15 protein-coding genes and 3 tRNA genes are annotated in these 18,055 nt (G+C 34.7%); 15 read left to right on the plus strand and 3 right to left on the minus strand.

The genetic code is table 11. The features are described from left to right. Genes UMR38_07300 through UMR38_07310 form a run of 3 tightly spaced genes read left to right on the plus strand, consistent with a single transcriptional unit; the run spans position 1 to position 2,453 of the window. Positions 1–555 carry an AAA family ATPase gene (locus UMR38_07300; GenBank protein MEC9485668.1) on the plus strand — a complete coding sequence of 185 codons (555 nt, stop codon included), beginning with the start codon at positions 1–3 and terminating at the stop codon, positions 553–555. Positions 556–607: 52 nt separating this feature from the next. Further along, complete coding sequence (locus UMR38_07305) at positions 608–1,291, plus strand: hypothetical protein (protein MEC9485669.1); 684 nt, start codon at positions 608–610, stop codon at positions 1,289–1,291. Positions 1,292–1,295: 4 nt separating this feature from the next. Beyond that, on the plus strand, positions 1,296–2,453 hold the full coding sequence (locus UMR38_07310) for a glycosyltransferase family 4 protein (protein ID MEC9485670.1): 1,158 nt from the start codon (positions 1,296–1,298) through the stop codon (positions 2,451–2,453). Positions 2,454–2,495: 42 nt separating this feature from the next. On the opposite strand, the gene UMR38_07315 is transcribed toward UMR38_07310, so the two are convergent. Continuing rightward, positions 2,496–4,442: a sulfatase-like hydrolase/transferase gene (locus UMR38_07315; protein MEC9485671.1), complete on the minus strand. Its 1,947-nt coding sequence runs from the start codon at positions 4,440–4,442 to the stop codon at positions 2,496–2,498. A 143-nt stretch (positions 4,443–4,585) separates the two neighbouring features. Here UMR38_07315 and UMR38_07320 point away from each other — a divergent pair. From UMR38_07320 to UMR38_07335, 4 genes are all read left to right on the plus strand, one after another. After that, a tRNA-His gene (locus UMR38_07320) sits at positions 4,586–4,661 on the plus strand. 4 nt (positions 4,662–4,665) lie between these two features. Then, a tRNA-Gln gene (locus UMR38_07325) sits at positions 4,666–4,740 on the plus strand. A 5-nt stretch (positions 4,741–4,745) separates the two neighbouring features. Then, a tRNA-Leu gene (locus tag UMR38_07330) sits at positions 4,746–4,828 on the plus strand. Positions 4,829–5,014: 186 nt separating this feature from the next. Continuing rightward, positions 5,015–6,289 carry a cation:proton antiporter gene (locus UMR38_07335; GenBank protein MEC9485672.1) on the plus strand — a complete coding sequence of 425 codons (1,275 nt, stop codon included), beginning with the start codon at positions 5,015–5,017 and terminating at the stop codon, positions 6,287–6,289. 29 nt (positions 6,290–6,318) lie between these two features. On the opposite strand, the gene UMR38_07340 is transcribed toward UMR38_07335, so the two are convergent. After that, positions 6,319–6,756: a peroxiredoxin gene (locus tag UMR38_07340; GenBank protein MEC9485673.1), complete on the minus strand. Its 438-nt coding sequence runs from the start codon at positions 6,754–6,756 to the stop codon at positions 6,319–6,321. A 5-nt stretch (positions 6,757–6,761) separates the two neighbouring features. Beyond that, positions 6,762–6,986: a membrane protein insertion efficiency factor YidD gene (gene yidD, locus UMR38_07345; protein MEC9485674.1), complete on the minus strand. Its 225-nt coding sequence runs from the start codon at positions 6,984–6,986 to the stop codon at positions 6,762–6,764. A gap of 108 nt (positions 6,987–7,094) precedes the next feature. Between yidD and UMR38_07350 the strand changes: the two genes are divergently transcribed. The 8 genes from UMR38_07350 to UMR38_07385 all read left to right on the plus strand — a co-directional run bounded on the left by UMR38_07350 (position 7,095) and on the right by UMR38_07385 (position 18,055). Continuing rightward, positions 7,095–8,042, plus strand: coding sequence for a hypothetical protein (locus UMR38_07350; protein MEC9485675.1), 948 nt, complete (start codon positions 7,095–7,097; stop codon positions 8,040–8,042). Beyond that, positions 8,039–9,223 carry an acetate kinase gene (locus UMR38_07355; GenBank protein MEC9485676.1) on the plus strand — a complete coding sequence of 395 codons (1,185 nt, stop codon included), beginning with the start codon at positions 8,039–8,041 and terminating at the stop codon, positions 9,221–9,223. The genes UMR38_07350 and UMR38_07355 overlap by 4 nt, the downstream gene beginning before the upstream one ends. Positions 9,224–9,283: 60 nt before the next feature. Further along, on the plus strand, positions 9,284–10,558 hold the full coding sequence (locus UMR38_07360) for a hypothetical protein (protein MEC9485677.1): 1,275 nt from the start codon (positions 9,284–9,286) through the stop codon (positions 10,556–10,558). A gap of 66 nt (positions 10,559–10,624) precedes the next feature. Continuing rightward, the gene (locus UMR38_07365) at positions 10,625–13,636 is read left to right on the plus strand and encodes a DNA polymerase III subunit alpha (GenBank protein ID MEC9485678.1); all 3,012 of its coding nucleotides are present in this window, start codon (positions 10,625–10,627) and stop codon (positions 13,634–13,636) included. Positions 13,637–13,705: 69 nt separating this feature from the next. Beyond that, positions 13,706–14,662, plus strand: coding sequence for a 6-phosphofructokinase (gene pfkA, locus UMR38_07370; GenBank protein ID MEC9485679.1), 957 nt, complete (start codon positions 13,706–13,708; stop codon positions 14,660–14,662). 10 nt (positions 14,663–14,672) lie between these two features. Beyond that, positions 14,673–16,106, plus strand: a complete 1,434-nt coding sequence (gene pyk / locus UMR38_07375) for a pyruvate kinase (GenBank protein MEC9485680.1) — start codon at positions 14,673–14,675, stop codon at positions 16,104–16,106. A gap of 124 nt (positions 16,107–16,230) precedes the next feature. After that, positions 16,231–16,551 carry a PadR family transcriptional regulator gene (locus tag UMR38_07380; GenBank protein ID MEC9485681.1) on the plus strand — a complete coding sequence of 107 codons (321 nt, stop codon included), beginning with the start codon at positions 16,231–16,233 and terminating at the stop codon, positions 16,549–16,551. Continuing rightward, positions 16,544–18,055, plus strand: a complete 1,512-nt coding sequence (locus tag UMR38_07385) for a DUF1700 domain-containing protein (protein MEC9485682.1) — start codon at positions 16,544–16,546, stop codon at positions 18,053–18,055. Before UMR38_07380 ends, UMR38_07385 begins: the two co-directional genes overlap by 8 nt.

The following is an 18,055-nucleotide window of genomic DNA, read 5'->3' on the forward strand; positions in this document are numbered from 1 at the left end:
ATGACAATTAAAGAAAAGTTATTTAATATATTAAATAGGAATCAGACAATGATCATTGCGATTGATGGGCCAAGTGGTTCAGGTAAGACTACTCTTGTGAATGAGATAAGCAAACAATTTAATGTGACGATTATCCATATGGATGATTATTTTTTACCTGAAGAAAAGAAAACAGTAAAACGTCTGAGTAAGCCTGGTGGCAATATTGATATTGAGCGACTACAAGATGAGGTTTTTAAGCGACTAGAGTCAGATAAAATATACAGTCATCACTTTAACTGTAAAACACAAACGTTACAAACTCGGCCTGCGTTAGTTAAAAAAACAGTTGTGATTATTGAAGGTGTTTATGCGCATCATCCTAAGCTTGTTTCGTATTATGATCTTAAAGTGGTTTGTTATGTTTCACGTGAAACACAACTTAAACGATTAAAACAGCGTAGTCAACCTCATATTTATGAGCGATTTATAAATGAATGGATACCTCTTGAAGACGCATATTTTGAAGCATTCAATATCATTGATGAAGCTGATATAATTATTGAAAATGAATAACAAAAACCGCTTAAATATGATATAATGTAATTTACGATAAGTTGGTGATACGATGTTGTTTTTTGATTTTATTAATCCATACTTAATGTATATGATATTTGTTTTTTCGTTTGTTGGTGGACTATATGCGTTGTTTCATTATCCATCATTTTTCAAGCAGCATAAAGATAAACTTTATTTAATAGTAACACTATTATTGATTTATACACAATTGACACGATATGGGTTTGCGATTATTCGAGATGGATTTATCTTAGGTGAGTCATTGCCGTTTTATGTATGTCGAATAAGCTCAGTCATTTTACTGTATTATGTTTTGACAAAAGACAGACACGTGATGCCGTTTTTGTTTTTCTGGGGCGCGACAGGGGTAGCTGGAATTATTTATCCAAATGGACCAATTAATAATATAGCCAATTTAACAGAAACATTCTTTATTGATCACTACCTTTTGGCTATTACCCCGTTTTACTTGGTATTGTATGAAGACTATGTTCCTACCGTTAAAGATGCCTATCGGATTACCTTTTTAATGGCCATCACACTGTATCTTTTTATTCCCATTAATGCTTTATTAAAAACGGATTACTTTTATCTAACAAGACAAAGTATATTTGGAGAGTTATTTCCAAGTACACCGTCGATTATATTTGCGACGATACACTATATCATCGCATTTGGCTTTTTTTATCTGTATTATTTATTATATGACAAATCTTTAAAGACGAGCAGGTGACATTATGAAAATAGGATTATTTACTGATGCGTATTATCCAATTATCAGTGGGGTATCGATATCAGTTGATATATTAGTTAAAGAATTAACCAAGTTAGGGCACGAAGTGCATGTGATTACAAATGATCATGAACATGCCCAAAAAGAACCCAATGTGTACCGTGTGAAAGGATTCCGGTTACCGATGAAAGGGTTAGAAGAATATCGTATTGGAAAAGTGACACACAAGAAAGTAAAAGAACTCGATAAACTGAATCTTGATGTCATTCATTGCCATACTGAGTTTACCATGGGACGCTTAGGACGCCGTGCGGCAAAACGGAATAATATTCCAGTTGTTCATACCTATCATACGATGTATGAAGACTATGTTCACTTTGTCTCAAAATGGCTGACAAAGCCACTTCGCCTAATCAGTAAATGGTATTCAAAAAGTTTTGCTAATCGTGCTGATAAAGTTGTGTTTCCGACAGTCAAAGTTAAACGGACTTTTGATCGGTATGGGTTTAATAAAGAAGGCCTGGTTATACCTACGGGTATTTATATTAATCAATTTCATCCCTCAAAATTTTCTAAAGAGTCCATCATTGCATTAAAACACGCATTAGGCATTAATCAAGATGATTTTGTCATGTTATTTTTAGGACGCTTATCTAGAGAAAAAAGCGTCGACACATTAATAGATGGCTTCTTTGACGTATTGCAAAAGCATTCGAATGCTAAACTAATGCTTGTAGGCGATGGACCAGATCGACATTTATTCACTGAACGAGTGAACAAATATGGCATTCAAGATTATGTTATCTTTACGGGTATGGTTCCACCAGAACAGGTGCCTAAATATTATCAGCTTGCGGATGTATTTGTTAACTTTAGTGTGACTGAAACCCAAGGATTAACCTATTATGAAGCATTGGCAAGTGGTTTACCATTAATTGTTAAATATGATGATAACCTTGAAGATGTTGTGATTGATGATAAAAACGGTTTTACGTTCACAGACGATGCAGACTTTGTTCATCTGGTATCAAATTATATTAAACATCCTAGTAAACAAAGTGAACTTAAAAAGAACACTATCAAGAGTGTTCAGCGCTTTTCAGCATTATCATATGCTAAACAAATTGAAAAGATCTACTTAGATGTTGTTAAGGAAAGATAGAGATAAAAATCCCCTCAGTTCATATAAACTGAAGGGATTTTTTTAATCTTTTTTGTTGTAGTAGTTGTATTCAAGAATACGAACATTATATAAATATTCATTGACAAAAGCGGTGTTAAGACTAAGGAGATAATAGTCTGTAATACTATCGTCAGTTGTTTCGTAATCTTGTGTTAAGGAGTTATATCTAAAATCAGCACTCAACATACTTCCGTTCGCAAAATGAACAATATTCCGTTCATCATCATAGATGTCACTACCAAATAATTGGTGGTAATTCACATTTAAATCAAAGAGATTAGCAACGGTTGGCATAATGTCAATACTAGACATATATTCATCTTGAATGCCATGAAATGCTGTTTCATCTGAAATAATCATCATTGGGACGTTATGAATATCTAACTCATCATTATCAATTTTATACGTATCTTCATACTCCCAAATATCTTCATTATTAATACCATACGCATAATGATCTCCAAAAATCATAATGACCGTATCATCGAGTTTATTGGCTGCGGTTAACTCATCCATAAGGTAACCGATTGCCCGGTCTAATTCCATATGGACTGCTAGATAATATATAATTTCATCTGCGACATCATCTAACAGGTTTTGTTCTGAAAGATAAGTCGTAACAGCTTCCACATATTCAGGTTTCGCCATTTCATGATTCTCAGAGTATTGGAAGTGTCCACTGACAGTAAGTAAGTTTACAAAGAACTGATTATCATCAATAAACTTAGGTACAGCGAGTTGCATAAGTTCATAATCACTTTGCCAAACATGGTCTATGATAATATCATCAGGATCGAAGTTAGAGGTTATACCGAGTTCTTCACTACCCCAATATTGATCATAGCCAAGAGTATTCATATGGAAATCACCGCGAGGGTAGAAGTAGTCTGTATAATTATGAAATGAATAACTTGAATACCCAGCATCTTCAAATAGCTTTGGTAGGGTAGTCGGAAAAGTATTATCCATATAAGCATCCATGCTTAGTGTCACGTTTTTATTGGGATACATTGATGTTTGCACGAGAAACTCCGTATCTGCCGTTGAACGATAATACAACGGTGAATAATAGTTTTCAAAGTAGGTATAGTTCTGTTTTAAAGCATATAGATTAGGAGTTAAAGTCTCATTAATGGCAAATGTATCAAAACTTTCTGCCATAATTAAGATAAAATTTTTGTTCTCAAACAAGCCAGTCATATTATTCCGCTTATGTTCAGGTAAGTTCTCTAAATAGTCACGAATAAGAATGTTATAAGCTTCTTTTGAAATCGGATCCTTCCTGAATAAGTTAAAAAAATCGCGTTGTGTATAGGTTAATAGTCCAAACTTGTGTAAGGCTTCTTGATTATTGTATACATAGGTGTATAAATCCACATCATTATAATTAATGAGAGTCCCATTTGTGACATCGATTATCTGTTCATCAGTATCAACTGTTTGAATCGTTGTTTTATCGCTGATTGTTTGAATGCCAATAAACAAAGTTAGTGACGCAATAACAAGAACAATTAACGGTTGTTTGATATTAAAATATTCGATATCATAACTTATAAGATTATATTTCATTAGAACAATAAATCCAATTAAAGGGAATGCATAAGTTATATGGCTAAATTTAAGTGCTAGGAAATAATCACTAAAAAATGATAGTCCAGCAGTAAAATCGCCAATTACTCGAAAAGAATAAAACCCCTCAACGAAAGAATAATAAACTTCTTGGTTTAAGAATAAGAAGGTAAAAATCACCATAACGAACAGGGACATACGTTTCGCGGTTTTCTCTTTAAAAAACATTAAAACAAACATAATAAAGAATGCATAAGCAAATGAGAATAAAATAACCCTAAAAAGAGCGGCATTAAATTCAAACATAAGCACACGACTTTTAAAGAGTATCTCTAGATAAATAATAGATAATAAAAACATTGCGAACAATGTTAAAGCATTAGATAGTTTTTGGTTCATATATATCACTCTTTCACATCTAATTATTATATAACAATTTTGCTCTCTTGCCAACTCTCAAGTAAAAAAAACTTATGAAAATGACTTGACATTTATCACTGAATTGCATAAAATGTTAATAGTCTCAAAATTGTATTTATACGGCGATCGTGGCGAAGTGGTTAACGCACCGGATTGTGGCTCCGGCATTCGTGAGTTCGATTCTCATCGGTCGCCCCATTATTGGGCTATGGCCAAGCGGTTAAGGCACCGGACTTTGACTCCGGGATCGATGGTTCGAGTCCATCTAGCCCAGCCATCTTAGCGGGTGTGGCGGAACTGGCAGACGCGCTAGACTTAGGATCTAGTTCTTCGGAGTGCAGGTTCGATTCCTGTCACCCGCACCAAGATTATAAAACAAACCATGGTAACATGGTTTTTTTATACAATAAAAATCATAATTTTTATAACCAATAGTTAGAATATTAAATAAATCTGTGTTTTTTTATGAAATAACTTGCATTTCAGTATTCACAGGAGTAAAATGATATTTGCGTTATGAAGAAGTATAAATATATGAAAGAAGTGATTTGATGTTCAATCTATTTATGACAAGCGATGTATCCACTACCTACGAAGCACTATTAGTGCTTGCCCTCGTATTGTTTTTTGGGATATATGCCGGTAGGTATTTTGAAAAAATCAAGTTACCGCATATTACAGGATATATTATTAGCGGTGTACTGTTAGGCTTACTGCTGGTTGGGATTCATAAGGGTGAATTAGTTGAACATTTAGCTGTTATTTCTAGTGTTGCTTTAGGCTTTATTGCATTTGGAATTGGAACAGAGTTAGAGTTTACTAAACTGAAAAAAAGCGGCAAAGAAGTTATTATCATTACAATATTACAAGCATTAGCTGCGGCATTGTTAGTCATATTTGCTTTATTATTATTTGGCGTATCATTACCGATTGCCTTAGTGTTAGGTGCTGTTGCAACAGCTACTGCTCCTGCCCCAATTATGTTACTAACCAGAAAATATAAATCACGTGGTGCCCTAACAGATACGTTACTCCCGCTTGTAGGGATGGATGATGCTGTTGGTATTATCTTGTTTGGCGTCTTGCTATCAATTGCTAATTCGATGACAAGAGGAGAAAGTTTATCCTTTCTTGAAATGATTGAAGGACCAGCATTAGAACTTGTCTTCTCAGCATTGATTGGTTTGGTTGTTGGGTTATTAGGGGCCTTAATTGTCCGTAAAATAGATAGTAAAGATCATCAAAAAGAAGAACTATTTTTAGCGGTCAGTATCGTTGCAGTATTAGTGACTGTAGGGATGGCAAAAATCGGATTACATTTTGGTGAGTTATATGTCCATTTATCACCGATACTAACACCAATGGTTATGGGAATTGTTTTTGCTAATTCAATGAGTCGTGTTCGTAGTCATGATGTGAACGAAACTGTTGAAAGTTTTACGGCACCAATTTTAGTGGCATTTTTCACACTTGCTGGTGCGGAGTTAGTAGTTGCATTTTTCGAAAATACTAATGTTAATTATGTTAGCCTGGCAGGGATTACAGTGATTTACATCTTAGCACGTATCGCTGGTAAAATGGGTGGATCATTCGTTGGTGCTAAGTTGATGAATTCTCACAGAAATGTTAAAAAATACTTAGGACTTTGTCTATTACCACAAGCTGGAGTGGCATTGGGAATGGCATATCAAGCAAAATCAGACTTTGGTGAGTCTGGAATAACAATTTTAATTGTTGTTTTGATTGCAACGCTTGTCTATGAGTTATTCGGTCCAATTGGTGTGAAATATAGCCTTGATAAATCTGGTGAAATTCGCGATTACTAATAAAAAAAATCACTTCCTCGGAAGTGATTTTATAATGATTTTAGTAATTCCTCAGCATGATTTTTTGCTTTAACATTGCGATACTCTTCAACAACATTGCCATCTTCATCTAAAATGAACGTTGAACGAACAATACCCATGTAAGTTTTACCAAACATTTGTTTTTCTTTTAAGACATCAAAGGCTTTGACAAGTTCTTCAGTCTCATCAGAAAGTAACAATAGGTTCAAGTCATGTTTATCTGTGAATTTTTGATGAGATTTAATAGAATCCCGACTGACACCAATGATTTGATAGCCTTTATCTTTAAAGTCATTTTTTAAAGCAGTGAAATCTTTGGCTTCTAGGGTACATCCTGATGTATCATCTTTGGGGTAAAAGTAGAGAATCACTTTTTGGTCTTTAAAATCCGATAGTTTATAGGTTTTGCCATCTAAAGCAGGTAATTCAATCGATAAATAGTCCACTTAAATCACTCCTTATTTTTCGCTTTTGGGACTGGATCATATCCGCCTTTTGAAAAGGGGTTACAGCGCAGAATCCGCCAAATACTTAATATGGTCGCATACAAAAAGTTTCGGGTTTGATATGCTTCCTTTGCGTAATTGCTACATGTCGGATGATATCGACAGGTAATTTGTTTGTTTTGTGTGTTTGATTGATACCAATCAATGAGTTTAAGTATGATTTTTGTCATGTTAACCACCGGGTTAATTATACCAAAAATCAAAGCCACCAACAAGAAATGTGATTATCATTAGACAAATACGTTTGATTCAACTATAATTAATTTGTGGTGATAAAAATGATTAATAAAGCCCATATAGAGAAATTTTATGATTATTTTGATATGGTTGCGAATATTCTTTATGAACAAAATCAATTAGGATATATTGAAGGAATGAATGTTGCGTTTGATTTTCTCTTAGATCGTGAATTTGAATATGATTTAGTTGAGGATGATATGGAGCGCATTTACCAGGTAAAAAAAGTAGTAGAAAATACTGATTTCAATCCTGAAGAAGTACGCAAAGCAGTTCAATTGGGTATCTTAAAAGGGTTTAAACATACCTATGAAACAAATGCGAAAATGACCCCTGATTCGATCGGTCTTTTTATGGGGTACTTAGTCAGTAAGTTATACCCTGATTTAACAGAGATTAACAGTATTCTTGATCCGATGATGGGAACAGGTAACTTGATTTATACGATTTGTAATCAACTTGAGATAAGACCGAAGGTTATTGGTGTAGATGATGATATTTTACAATGTCGTTTAGCCCGTAACTTTGGTGATTTGTTATCTATAGATAATGAAATATTTTATCAAGATACACGCTCTTATTTAGATAAGGGATTTGATGTGGTTTGTACAGATTTAGCTATATTTGAGAAGAAAGATCCGTACCTTCCCTATCAAATTATCAATCACACACTTAATGCCTTAAATCAAGACAAATTTTTAATTGCCTTGATTGAGAATGATTTCTTTGAACAAAAAGATAGTGATGTATTTAAAGAAGAAATCCATAAAAAGGCACATGTGTTTGGATTGATTAAACTCAGTGAATCGCTATTTTCAAAACATCCGAAAAGTATTTTGATCTTACAAAAGAAACAAAAAGAACCACAGAACGATAAAGGGAAGTTTTTGTTAGTTGATTTACCGAGTTTTACAGATAATGAAGCTTTTTCACATACCATTAAGCAAATCGATCAATGGTTTTTAAACAGAAAGGAAAATGAACAATGATAGTATTCGCTGTGAACGCAGGAAGTTCATCTCTTAAATTTCAGTTATTAGATATGCCAGAAGAAACCGTTCTTGCAAGTGGGGTTGTCGAACGGATAGGGTTTGATGATGCAATCTTTTCAATTAAGTTTGATGATCAGCGTCATAAAGAAATAGAAAAGATTAAAACACATAAAGTAGCTGTTAATTTATTATTAGATCGTTTAGTATCGTTAAATATATTATCAAGTCTGGATGACATTGAAGGTATAGGACATCGTGTCGTCCATGGTGGAGAACTGTTTAGTGATTCAGTTATTATTGATCAAGAGGTCATTGATGGTATTGAATCAGTAAGTGATTTAGCACCGCTACATAACCCCGCAAACTTAACGGGAATTTTAGCTTTTCAAGAAGCCTTACCAAATGTGCCGGCAGTTGCGGTATTTGATACAGCATTCCATCAGACAATGGAACCAACAGAATATATGTATAGCTTACCATATGAATGGTATGAGAAATACGGTGTAAGAAAATACGGGTTTCATGGGACAAGTCACAAGTATGTCAGTCTACGCGCTGCAAAAATGTTAGGTAAAGCCCCTGAAGAGTCTAAAGTTATAGTTTGTCACATTGGTAATGGGGCAAGTTTATGTGCTGTTAAACACGGTAAGAGTATTGACACATCAATGGGATTCACCCCTTTAGCTGGTATTGCGATGGGAACACGTAGTGGTGATATTGACCCAGCAATTGTGCAATACATCTCTAAGAAAGAAGATAAGACCTTAGATCAAGTGATGGATGAGTTAAATAAACGCTCTGGTTATTTAGGATTAAGTGAATTATCCAGTGATTCAAGAGATTTATGGCAAGCAGTTGAACGTGGAGACAAAAAATCAATCTTAGCTGTTGAAAAACAAGCCAAAATGATTGCTGATTATATAGGAGCTTACTATTTATTACTTGAAGGCTGTGATGCTATTTGCTTTACTGCCGGTATCGGTGAGAATGCGAGCGAAACACGCAAATTAGTTGTCGACCGGTTAAAAGCGTTAGGCGTTCAACTAGATATTAAGAAGAACTTAGTCAGAGGAAAAGAAACAATTATTTCCACAGAAGATTCAAAGATCAATGTCTTACTCATCCCAACGAATGAAGAAGTCATGATCGCAAGGGATACTGTTCGATTAACACAATAATATCGTATAAAAAAGAAAAAAATAATCTGAGTCCATATCATAGTTCTGAGGAGTGATGATATGAAAAAGATTATTTTTTTATTATGTTTAATGTGTGTTGTCATAACACACGGTGAAGTGAGTTACGCCGATTTATATGAAACGTATGAGTTTGAGTCGTTTACGATTGAAACAGAGCGCTTCGGGACAGAACAAGGAGAACGTGGCTACTACCTCACTAAGCGAGGAAATTCACCATTTGAAACAACAATCCTCATTGATAATGCATGGGTAGATATACGTGGGATGAAAGAGATTGATGAGTTACTAGTAATTTATGGCGATGTCCACTATTTAGAGGCAGATACCTTTTATGATGCTTATGTTTTAATCATGAATAAACAAGGGGATATTGTCCATGAATACATTGATGATTATGGTAATATGGAGATTGTAGATGATGTGTTTAAAATTGATGATGTGTGGATTTTTCGCACACATCAAACAAAACGGACGACTGAACGGCCTGAGTTTCTTCAATACGTCTTTCGATCATTTGATTTAACATTTACCTATTTAGATGAGTTCACAGTAGAGCGAAAAATTTTAATAGAGTCAGTTGAAGATGAACTCTATGTCTTTAGTTATGATACATTAGACTATTATCAAGCTGCGATTGATGAACAATTTAATTTCTATGAATATAATACCCCTTTAGATATTGAAGAGAATGCACAGTATCACGGAAGTGTGTATCTTCCTGTCATCAATGAGGCAACCTTAAATGGGAATGTTATTTCAAACGGATATAAGGTATCAACGCCAGGATATTATGAGTTAGTATATAATCAGAATACCTACACTTTTACAATTGAGGCACAGGTAAGTGGTATTGAGGATGGTGGCATTTATCAAGATGCCGTATCAATTGATGTGAATCATAATGAAGCATACTTAAATGATGATCTATATGTCTCACAAGACAAAATCAGCTCACCAGGAAATTACACATTTGAAGTAAGAGGCGCTAACGGTTATAAAAAGGTCTGGCAATTTCAAATCACATCTAAAATAACAGGTGTTGTGAATAATCAAACCTATCAACGTCCTCTTCAAATTGAGTTTGACGGTCATGGGTATCTCAATAATCAATATGTTGAGTCACCATTACTTGTAGATGACCCGGGAGAATATGTATTGCAAATCAAAGGAGAAAACAGTTATCTTGAAACGATTCACTTTCAAATAGAAGCCAAAGAAAAGGAGACTAACTGGATTCATTTTATCCAACAGTATGATATCTTTGTTTTTATCGCAGTAGGCATTAGTTCAATTATCTATTTAAAGAAAAAGTAAAGAAAATTTCTTTACTTTTTTCAATTTAAAAGCGCCTTATGCTATAATGAGTTCAGGTGATACATTATGTCGATTACGCCATTACAAATTGAAACCAGTTATTCAATGCGAGGATCTAATTTAGATATAGATTCTCTTGTTTTACGTGGTAAGGAATTGGGGTATGACACTCTAGTCCTAACAGATTATAGATTATATGGCGCGATAGCCTTTTATAAAGCCTGTAAAACTGAAGGTATCACACCGATAATCGGGGGTCATTTTCAACTTGAAGGCTTCGTAACTGAGCAATTAAATCACATCTTTGTGTATGCTAAGGAGTATAAAGGCTACCAACATCTTCTGAAACTAGCCAGTTTATATGCACTTAATAACCAAATAACGCTTGATGAACTTAAAACCTATCATCAAGGATGTGCTTTCGTTATAGATACAGACCATAGTGAATATAAATATTTTATTCAAAATGACAAACAGAATGAACTTCATATGTTACGAGATTTTTTCACAGACCACAATATAGATATTTATCTTGGATTAACAGACAATGATACGATAAACGATATCTTGGAGAAGAGCTATAATTTAGTACCATTAGTCCGAGTATTATATAATCAAAAAGAAGATGCCTCAATTAGACAAACCTTACAACGCATTTTTTCGGTTGAATCAGATAGGTTTGAGAAAGAGCACTATTTTATATCAAGAAAGAGTTTTATCGATCGATATAGTCGTTATCCAAAGAGTTTAGATAACTTAGAGAAACTAGTTAATAAGTGCCGTTTAGAACTTGATTTTAGCAAAGAACATTTACCAACATACCCCCATGATAAACCGTCAAGCAAAGCCTATTTAAAGGCCTTAGTTTATGCTGGCTTAAAACGGCGACTACAATCAGTAAAGACCAATCATGACGCATATTATGAACGAGTGAACTATGAACTAAATGTAATTGATCAGATGGGGTACAATGATTACTTCTTGATTGTTTGGGATTTTGTTAAATACGCCAAACAACAAGGATATTTGGTTGGGCCAGGACGTGGGAGTGCCGCGGCATCGCTCGTTTCATATTGTTTAGGGATTACTTCAATCGATTCATTACAGTATGATTTAGTCTTTGAACGATTTTTAAATCCAGAGCGTATTACATTACCAGATATTGATATTGATTTACCGGACGATAAACGGGATGATGTAATTGAGTACGTCCGGGATTTATATGGTCTTAATCGTGTAGCTAGTATCTGTACGTTCGGACGATTTAAAATCAAATCAGCGATTCGTGAAACCGCTAGAGTTCATGGTAAGAGTGGATTAATTGTTAATCAAATAATAAAAGAAACAGCCAATGTTGATTCAGTTGGAGACCTCATAAAACAATCAGAAAAAGTACAAACAATTATTGAGAACCATCCTGAGTTTAAAGACATTTTACAGATTGCTTCTGCAATAGAAGAATTACCCAAACATGTTAGTACCCATGCAGCAGGTATTATTCTAGCAGATAATGTCTTAACCCAGTATACTCCTTTACAAGAGGGTTTACTAGGGATGATGCAAAGCCAATATGAGGCAAAAGACTTAGAAAGTTTAGGCTTATTAAAGATTGATTTCTTAGGATTACGTAATCTATCAATAATTAGAAATACACTAAACATCATTAAAGATAATACTGGACAAGACATTAATATGTATAAAATACCATTAGATGATCAAAAAACGATGTCACTACTTAACCGTGGAGATACGGTTGGATTGTTTCAACTAGAGTCTAGAGGTATGGTTGATTTAATAAAAAAAATGGACATGAAAGTCTTTGAAGATATTGTGGTTGTCTTGGCATTGTTTCGTCCGGGTCCAATGGAAAGTATCAAACCTTTCTTAAGACGACGTTTTAAACAAGAAAAAGTAACCTATTTACATTCTGAATTAAAACCAATTTTAGAACCAACAAATGGTATCATCGTCTATCAGGAACAAATTATTAAGATTGCGAATATTTTTGCAGGATACAGTCTTGGAGAAGCTGATATTTTGAGACGTGCCGTTAGTAAAAAAGAATTAGATGCTTTAGAACAAGAGCGTCAAAACTTTGTCAATAAAGCAAAACAAAAAGGTCGAGATGAGACATTAAGCCACACGATTTATGATTATATTGTGAAGTTCGCTAACTATGGGTTTAACAAAGCGCATAGTGTTGCCTATGCCCGTGTTGCCTATTGGATGGCATATTTAAAAGCCAATTATTCAGAGTATTTTATAGGGGTATTAATGGACAGTGTCATTGGCTCAGCAACATCTCTTAAAAAGTATCGCCGCGAAGCCCAACGGCTTGGTCTTAAAGTTTACCCACCATCAATTAATCAATCAGGGTTACGCTTTAAACCGATTAAACAAGGACTGGTTTTTCCATTATTAGGGATTAAGAATCTTGGCAGAAATACTGTTAAAGCGATATTGGAAGAACGAAAAAAAAAGAACTTTACAAGTTTTGTTGATTTTGTTTCTCGTGTCCACCAAATTGTTAATAAACGAGTCATTGAATCTTTAATATTGGTCGGCGCATGTGATGAATTTGATCATAGTAAGCGTGCAATGATGTCGCAATTAGATGATATTTTAGGGTATAGTGACTATGGGGCATTTATCGACCAACAAGAGTTTGTGATTACACCGATGAGTGAGTTTCCATATGAAGAAGTCATGACCCATGAAAAAGAATTGCTTGGGTTCCATTTAGTTACGCATCCGATAATCAAATATGAGAAAATGATTACAGAAAAAGACTTATTAACGCCAACAGATATTACACAAGATAATACCAATCAAACAGTACGTCTCTTAGGTATGGTTAGTCGCATTACAGAAATCACTACCAAAAAAGGAGATCAGATGGCTTTTATCACAATTGATGATGAAGATAGCGAACTCGATGGTGTCTTATTTCCGCGGACATATCAACGGTTTAAGAATATCCTTGAGAAGCAACATATCTTTCTTTTCTTAGGAAAAGTTGAGTTTCGTAATAAACGATTACAATATATCATTGATAAAATCCATAAAATGGACCAATAAAAACGTATACATTATTGATATTGCTTTATAGGGATTTTAAACTGTGCTATAATTTAAGTGGTGATTAGTATGAAGAAAATAGCAGTATTAACCTCTGGTGGAGATGCCCCAGGGATGAACGCAGCAATTCGCGCTGTAGTACGTAGTGGAATTCATTATGGCTATGAAGTATATGGGGTCTATTACGGATATAAAGGTCTTGTAGAAGGGACCATTAAAAAACTTGAACGATTTGATGTCACCCGCGTATTATCACGTGGGGGAACGATCTTAGGTAGTGCACGCTATCCTGAATTTAAGGAAAAGAGTGTCCGTCAAAAAGCCGTGGACAATTTAAAAGAACTTGGGATAGAAGGATTGGTGGTTATTGGGGGAGACGGAACCTATCGAGGTGCCCAAGCATTAACCGAGATGGGAATCGCATGTATTGGACTACCAGGAACGATTGATAATGATATCTCATCCACAGATTATACGATAGGATTCTTTACCTCCTTACAAACTGTTGTGGATAGTATCGATAAGTTGAGAGATACATCAATGAGTCATCAACGGTGTAGTATTGTTGAAGTGATGGGAAGAAACTGTGGTGACTTAGCCCTCTATGCAGGTATTGCTGGGGGGAGTGAATACATTGTGACTCCAGAAACAGGGTTTGAAAAGGAACGAACATTAAATGCAATTAAAAAAGCTCATGATAATGGCCGTTGGCACGCTATTATCGTCGTGACTGAGAATATGATGGATGTGCACGAATTATCAAAAGAAGTCGAAGATTACACAGGGTATGAAACACGTGCGACTATTCTTGGCCATGTTCAACGTGGTGGCGACCCTGTCGCATTTGACCGTGTGCTTGCGACTGAGATGGGTGAGTATGCCGTAAAACTCATTGCCAATGGCAAGGGTGGTCGTGCTGTTGGATTAAGTAATATGGATTATGTAGATTATGATATCAATTTTGCGTTAAATAAAAAACGTGAAATTCCAAATAAGCGATATGGCCTAGTGGGTCGACTGAAATAGAGGTGACAATATGTTAGATGTAAATCAAACGAAAATTATTTGTACAATTGGTCCTGCGACAGATAGTGTTGAAAAAATGATCGAATTAACAAAAGCAGGTATGGATGTTATGCGATTAAACTTTTCACATGGCGATCACAAAACACATAAAGAACGGTTAGAACGCTTAGATAAAGTTAATGAAAAGTTAGGGACACATGTGGCCGCTTTATTAGATACTAAAGGTCCAGAAATTAGAACCCATAAATTTACTAATGGAAAAGTTACCATTGAAGAAGGAACGACAGTTACCATTCATTCCGAAGAGATTGAAGGAACTGAGCAGGCGTTTAGTGTCAACTATCCTAATTTTCATGACGATGTTAATGTAGGGGATACTGTATTAGTCGATGATGGTTATTTAGAATTAACTGTTAAATCCATTAATCGCGCTAATAAAACCATTGAATGTTATGCTGAAAATACGCATACGATAAAAGATCGACGGGGCATCAATGTCCCTGGCGTTAAATTAAATCTAGATTTTATCTCGCCAAAAGATTATGAAGATATAACATGGGGATGTCAAAACAATGTTGATTTCATTGCCGCATCATTTGTAAGACGTGCAAGTGACATCCAAGAAATTCGTAACATTATGAAATATAATGGGAATAAAAATATAAAAATTATTGCGAAAATCGAAAATAAAGAAGGTGTCGATAATATTGATGAAATTATCGATATTGCAGATGGTGTCATGATTGCCCGAGGTGACTTAGGTGTGGAGGTTCCTGCCGAAGATGTTCCAATTATTCAAAAAAGCATCATTAATAAATGTCTTGCTAAAGGCATTGTTAGTGTAACAGCGACACAGATGTTAGAATCAATGATTGATCATCCGAGACCTACTCGTGCAGAAGTCAGTGATGTTGCAAATGCCATCTATGATGGTACAGATGCAATTATGCTTAGTGGTGAAAGTGCGATTGGAGAATACCCAGTTGAAAGTGTTGAAATGATGGTTAAAATTGCAAAAACGATTGAAGACCAAGTCGATCGAAAAGACATCGTTAAACGCGCTAACAAGACCACCAATACTTCACGCGATATTCAAACATCAATTGCGATTAGTGTGGCATATACTGTAATTCAAAGTAAAGTTGATTTGATCATTGTACCAACAATGACAGGAAATACAGCAAGATACTTATCTAAGTTTAGACCAAATGCCCGTATATTAGCACTAACCCCAACAGAAGCTAGTGCAAAATCGTTAAAGCTACATAGCGGGGTAGAACCTGTTCACTTTAACCTGGTTAAAGATGTAGAAACCGTTGTTGCTTCAGCAATCAAAATGGTTAAAGAAGAATATGGAGCGAAAAAAGGAAGCCGAATTATTATTACAGGTGGATTCCCTATTGGTGCCCCAACCAACGGTATGCGGATAATTGATATAGAATAAAAAAGCTGGCAACAGCTTTTTTTATTTTGGCCTTGCATTATTATTTTTCGTAGGGTACTATACATTATATAATACCATACAACGTATTGTAATAGATGATGGTTAATCGGTAAAGGAGGGTTTTATGAGTACACAATTGAAAAAAGGTGTTTTAGAAATGGTGGTCTTAAGTAAAGTAGATATGAAAGATCGGTATGGGTATGATATATATCAAGAAATATCAAAGAATATGGCAATAAGTGAAAGTACAATCTATCCGATATTAAGAAAGATGACTAAAGATGGCTATACAGAAACCTATTTAAGAGAATCGAGTGTTGGCCCAGCACGTAAATATTTTAGACTGACTTCTAAAGGGAAAAATCGTTTGGTAGACTTAAAACGAGATTGGGAAAAGTTTCAGCGGGTAGTGAATAAAATGATAAGGAGTGATCGCTATGAATAAATTACAATTTTTAAATCAATTAAACCAAGAACTAAGTGTTTTGGATAAAGAAGAACGACGTGAAATCATCGCGTTTTATGAAGAGAGATTTCATACAGGCATTAATTATGAAAACCGAACAGAAGAAGAAATTTTAGCTGAACTTGAATCACCTGAAAAAATTGCGGAGAATGTATTATCAGAATATGGTGTGAGTAAGAAATACGTGAAAACAAAAGAAGAACGCTACAGTAATATAAATACTGCAAGTGTTGTTGGGATTATTATTTTTGATGTGGTAATCGCAACATGGTTGATTCCGACGTTATTTACCTTTTTCATATCAATCTTTGGCTCAATGTTCTCTTATGTGGGCGTTATTCCATTAATGCTTGGGGAACGAACCTTCTATGACGAATTCTTATTTGCCTTTCTAACAGCGGGGTATGTATTATTATTAATTTTTGCCTTTGTTGTATTAGAAGCAGCATTGTATGTCACACGTAAAGTTATTATATGGCATCTCAATGTGTTTAAGCTGAGAAAGCGTGACAAGTATATTAAGGGGCTAAGTAAAGTGAGTGTCGATCGTTGGTTTAAACGTCATACATTGATTCGAAGAATTAAGAATTTTGCACTTGTTGGCGCGATTGTGACGATACTATATACTGGTGTATGGCTATTTGGTAATCAAGAAGCTGTCTTGGCTTATTACCAATATGATGAGTTGCAAGTCGATACGTATGAACTAGATGTGACAGATGATATTATGAATAATGAAGAATGGACCATTGTCACTGATCTTGAATGGATGGACATTGATGTCGTACTCTCAGACGATGACAATATCCATGTATATCATCAATATAATAATCATAATGAGTTTAGCGCATCTATCAATGATGAGACCAACCAGATTATGATTACAGAACGTCAAACAAATGATTTCTTTAACTGGGATATCACATCCGTCATTAGCGCAATTACAATGACAAAAGAGGTACGTATTGAAGTGCCACAAGCATTATTATTAGATAATGTGACGATTGAAAATGTAAGTGGTGATATTGATATCAATAATATCGACACTAATGCATTAAGCATTCAACTTACCAATGGTCGGATACAGTTACAGTTTATTGATGTGACGACAGATTTAACCATTCATAATACTAACGGCGATATTTCTGTCTTAGATAGTACATCACGTTTAAACGGTACATTAGATATTCACAATGTCAATGGACGGATCACAATTAAACGCGCTGTGTTTTCTGATTATGAGTTTGATAATGATAACGGTGAAATTCTTTTAACAAACTTAAATGTCGATAATAAAGATGGCAATACATTAACTGCTCAGAACATTAATGGTGATATCGAATTAAACAATGTATATGTTCTAAATATCACATGTGAGAATACTAATGGTGATATCGATTACTTTAATAATGATGAGACATTTATACCGACAAGATTTGATGCAGACACAGTGAACGGAAAAGTATCAACTAATACAGATTAA

It is taken from the genome of Candidatus Izemoplasma sp. (genome assembly GCA_036172455.1).
In the GTDB taxonomy this organism is placed as follows: domain Bacteria; phylum Bacillota_I; class Bacilli_A; order Izemoplasmatales; family Izemoplasmataceae; genus JAIPGF01.

What these genes read in the sequence shown, in the direction of transcription:
- UMR38_07300 (MEC9485668.1), top strand. Translation starts at nt 1, where the DNA reads ATGACAATTAAAGAAAAGTTATTTAATATATTAAATAGGAATCAGACA.
- UMR38_07305 (MEC9485669.1), top strand. Translation starts at nt 608, where the DNA reads ATGTTGTTTTTTGATTTTATTAATCCATACTTAATGTATATGATATTT.
- UMR38_07310 (MEC9485670.1), top strand. Translation starts at nt 1,296, where the DNA reads ATGAAAATAGGATTATTTACTGATGCGTATTATCCAATTATCAGTGGG.
- UMR38_07315 (MEC9485671.1), bottom strand. Translation starts at nt 4,442, where the DNA reads ATGAACCAAAAACTATCTAATGCTTTAACATTGTTCGCAATGTTTTTA.
- UMR38_07335 (MEC9485672.1), top strand. Translation starts at nt 5,015, where the DNA reads ATGTTCAATCTATTTATGACAAGCGATGTATCCACTACCTACGAAGCA.
- yidD (MEC9485674.1), bottom strand. Translation starts at nt 6,986, where the DNA reads ATGACAAAAATCATACTTAAACTCATTGATTGGTATCAATCAAACACA.
- UMR38_07350 (MEC9485675.1), top strand. Translation starts at nt 7,095, where the DNA reads ATGATTAATAAAGCCCATATAGAGAAATTTTATGATTATTTTGATATG.
- UMR38_07355 (MEC9485676.1), top strand. Translation starts at nt 8,039, where the DNA reads ATGATAGTATTCGCTGTGAACGCAGGAAGTTCATCTCTTAAATTTCAG.
- UMR38_07360 (MEC9485677.1), top strand. Translation starts at nt 9,284, where the DNA reads ATGAAAAAGATTATTTTTTTATTATGTTTAATGTGTGTTGTCATAACA.
- UMR38_07365 (MEC9485678.1), top strand. Translation starts at nt 10,625, where the DNA reads ATGTCGATTACGCCATTACAAATTGAAACCAGTTATTCAATGCGAGGA.
- pfkA (MEC9485679.1), top strand. Translation starts at nt 13,706, where the DNA reads ATGAAGAAAATAGCAGTATTAACCTCTGGTGGAGATGCCCCAGGGATG.
- pyk (MEC9485680.1), top strand. Translation starts at nt 14,673, where the DNA reads ATGTTAGATGTAAATCAAACGAAAATTATTTGTACAATTGGTCCTGCG.
- UMR38_07380 (MEC9485681.1), top strand. Translation starts at nt 16,231, where the DNA reads ATGAGTACACAATTGAAAAAAGGTGTTTTAGAAATGGTGGTCTTAAGT.
- UMR38_07385 (MEC9485682.1), top strand. Translation starts at nt 16,544, where the DNA reads ATGAATAAATTACAATTTTTAAATCAATTAAACCAAGAACTAAGTGTT.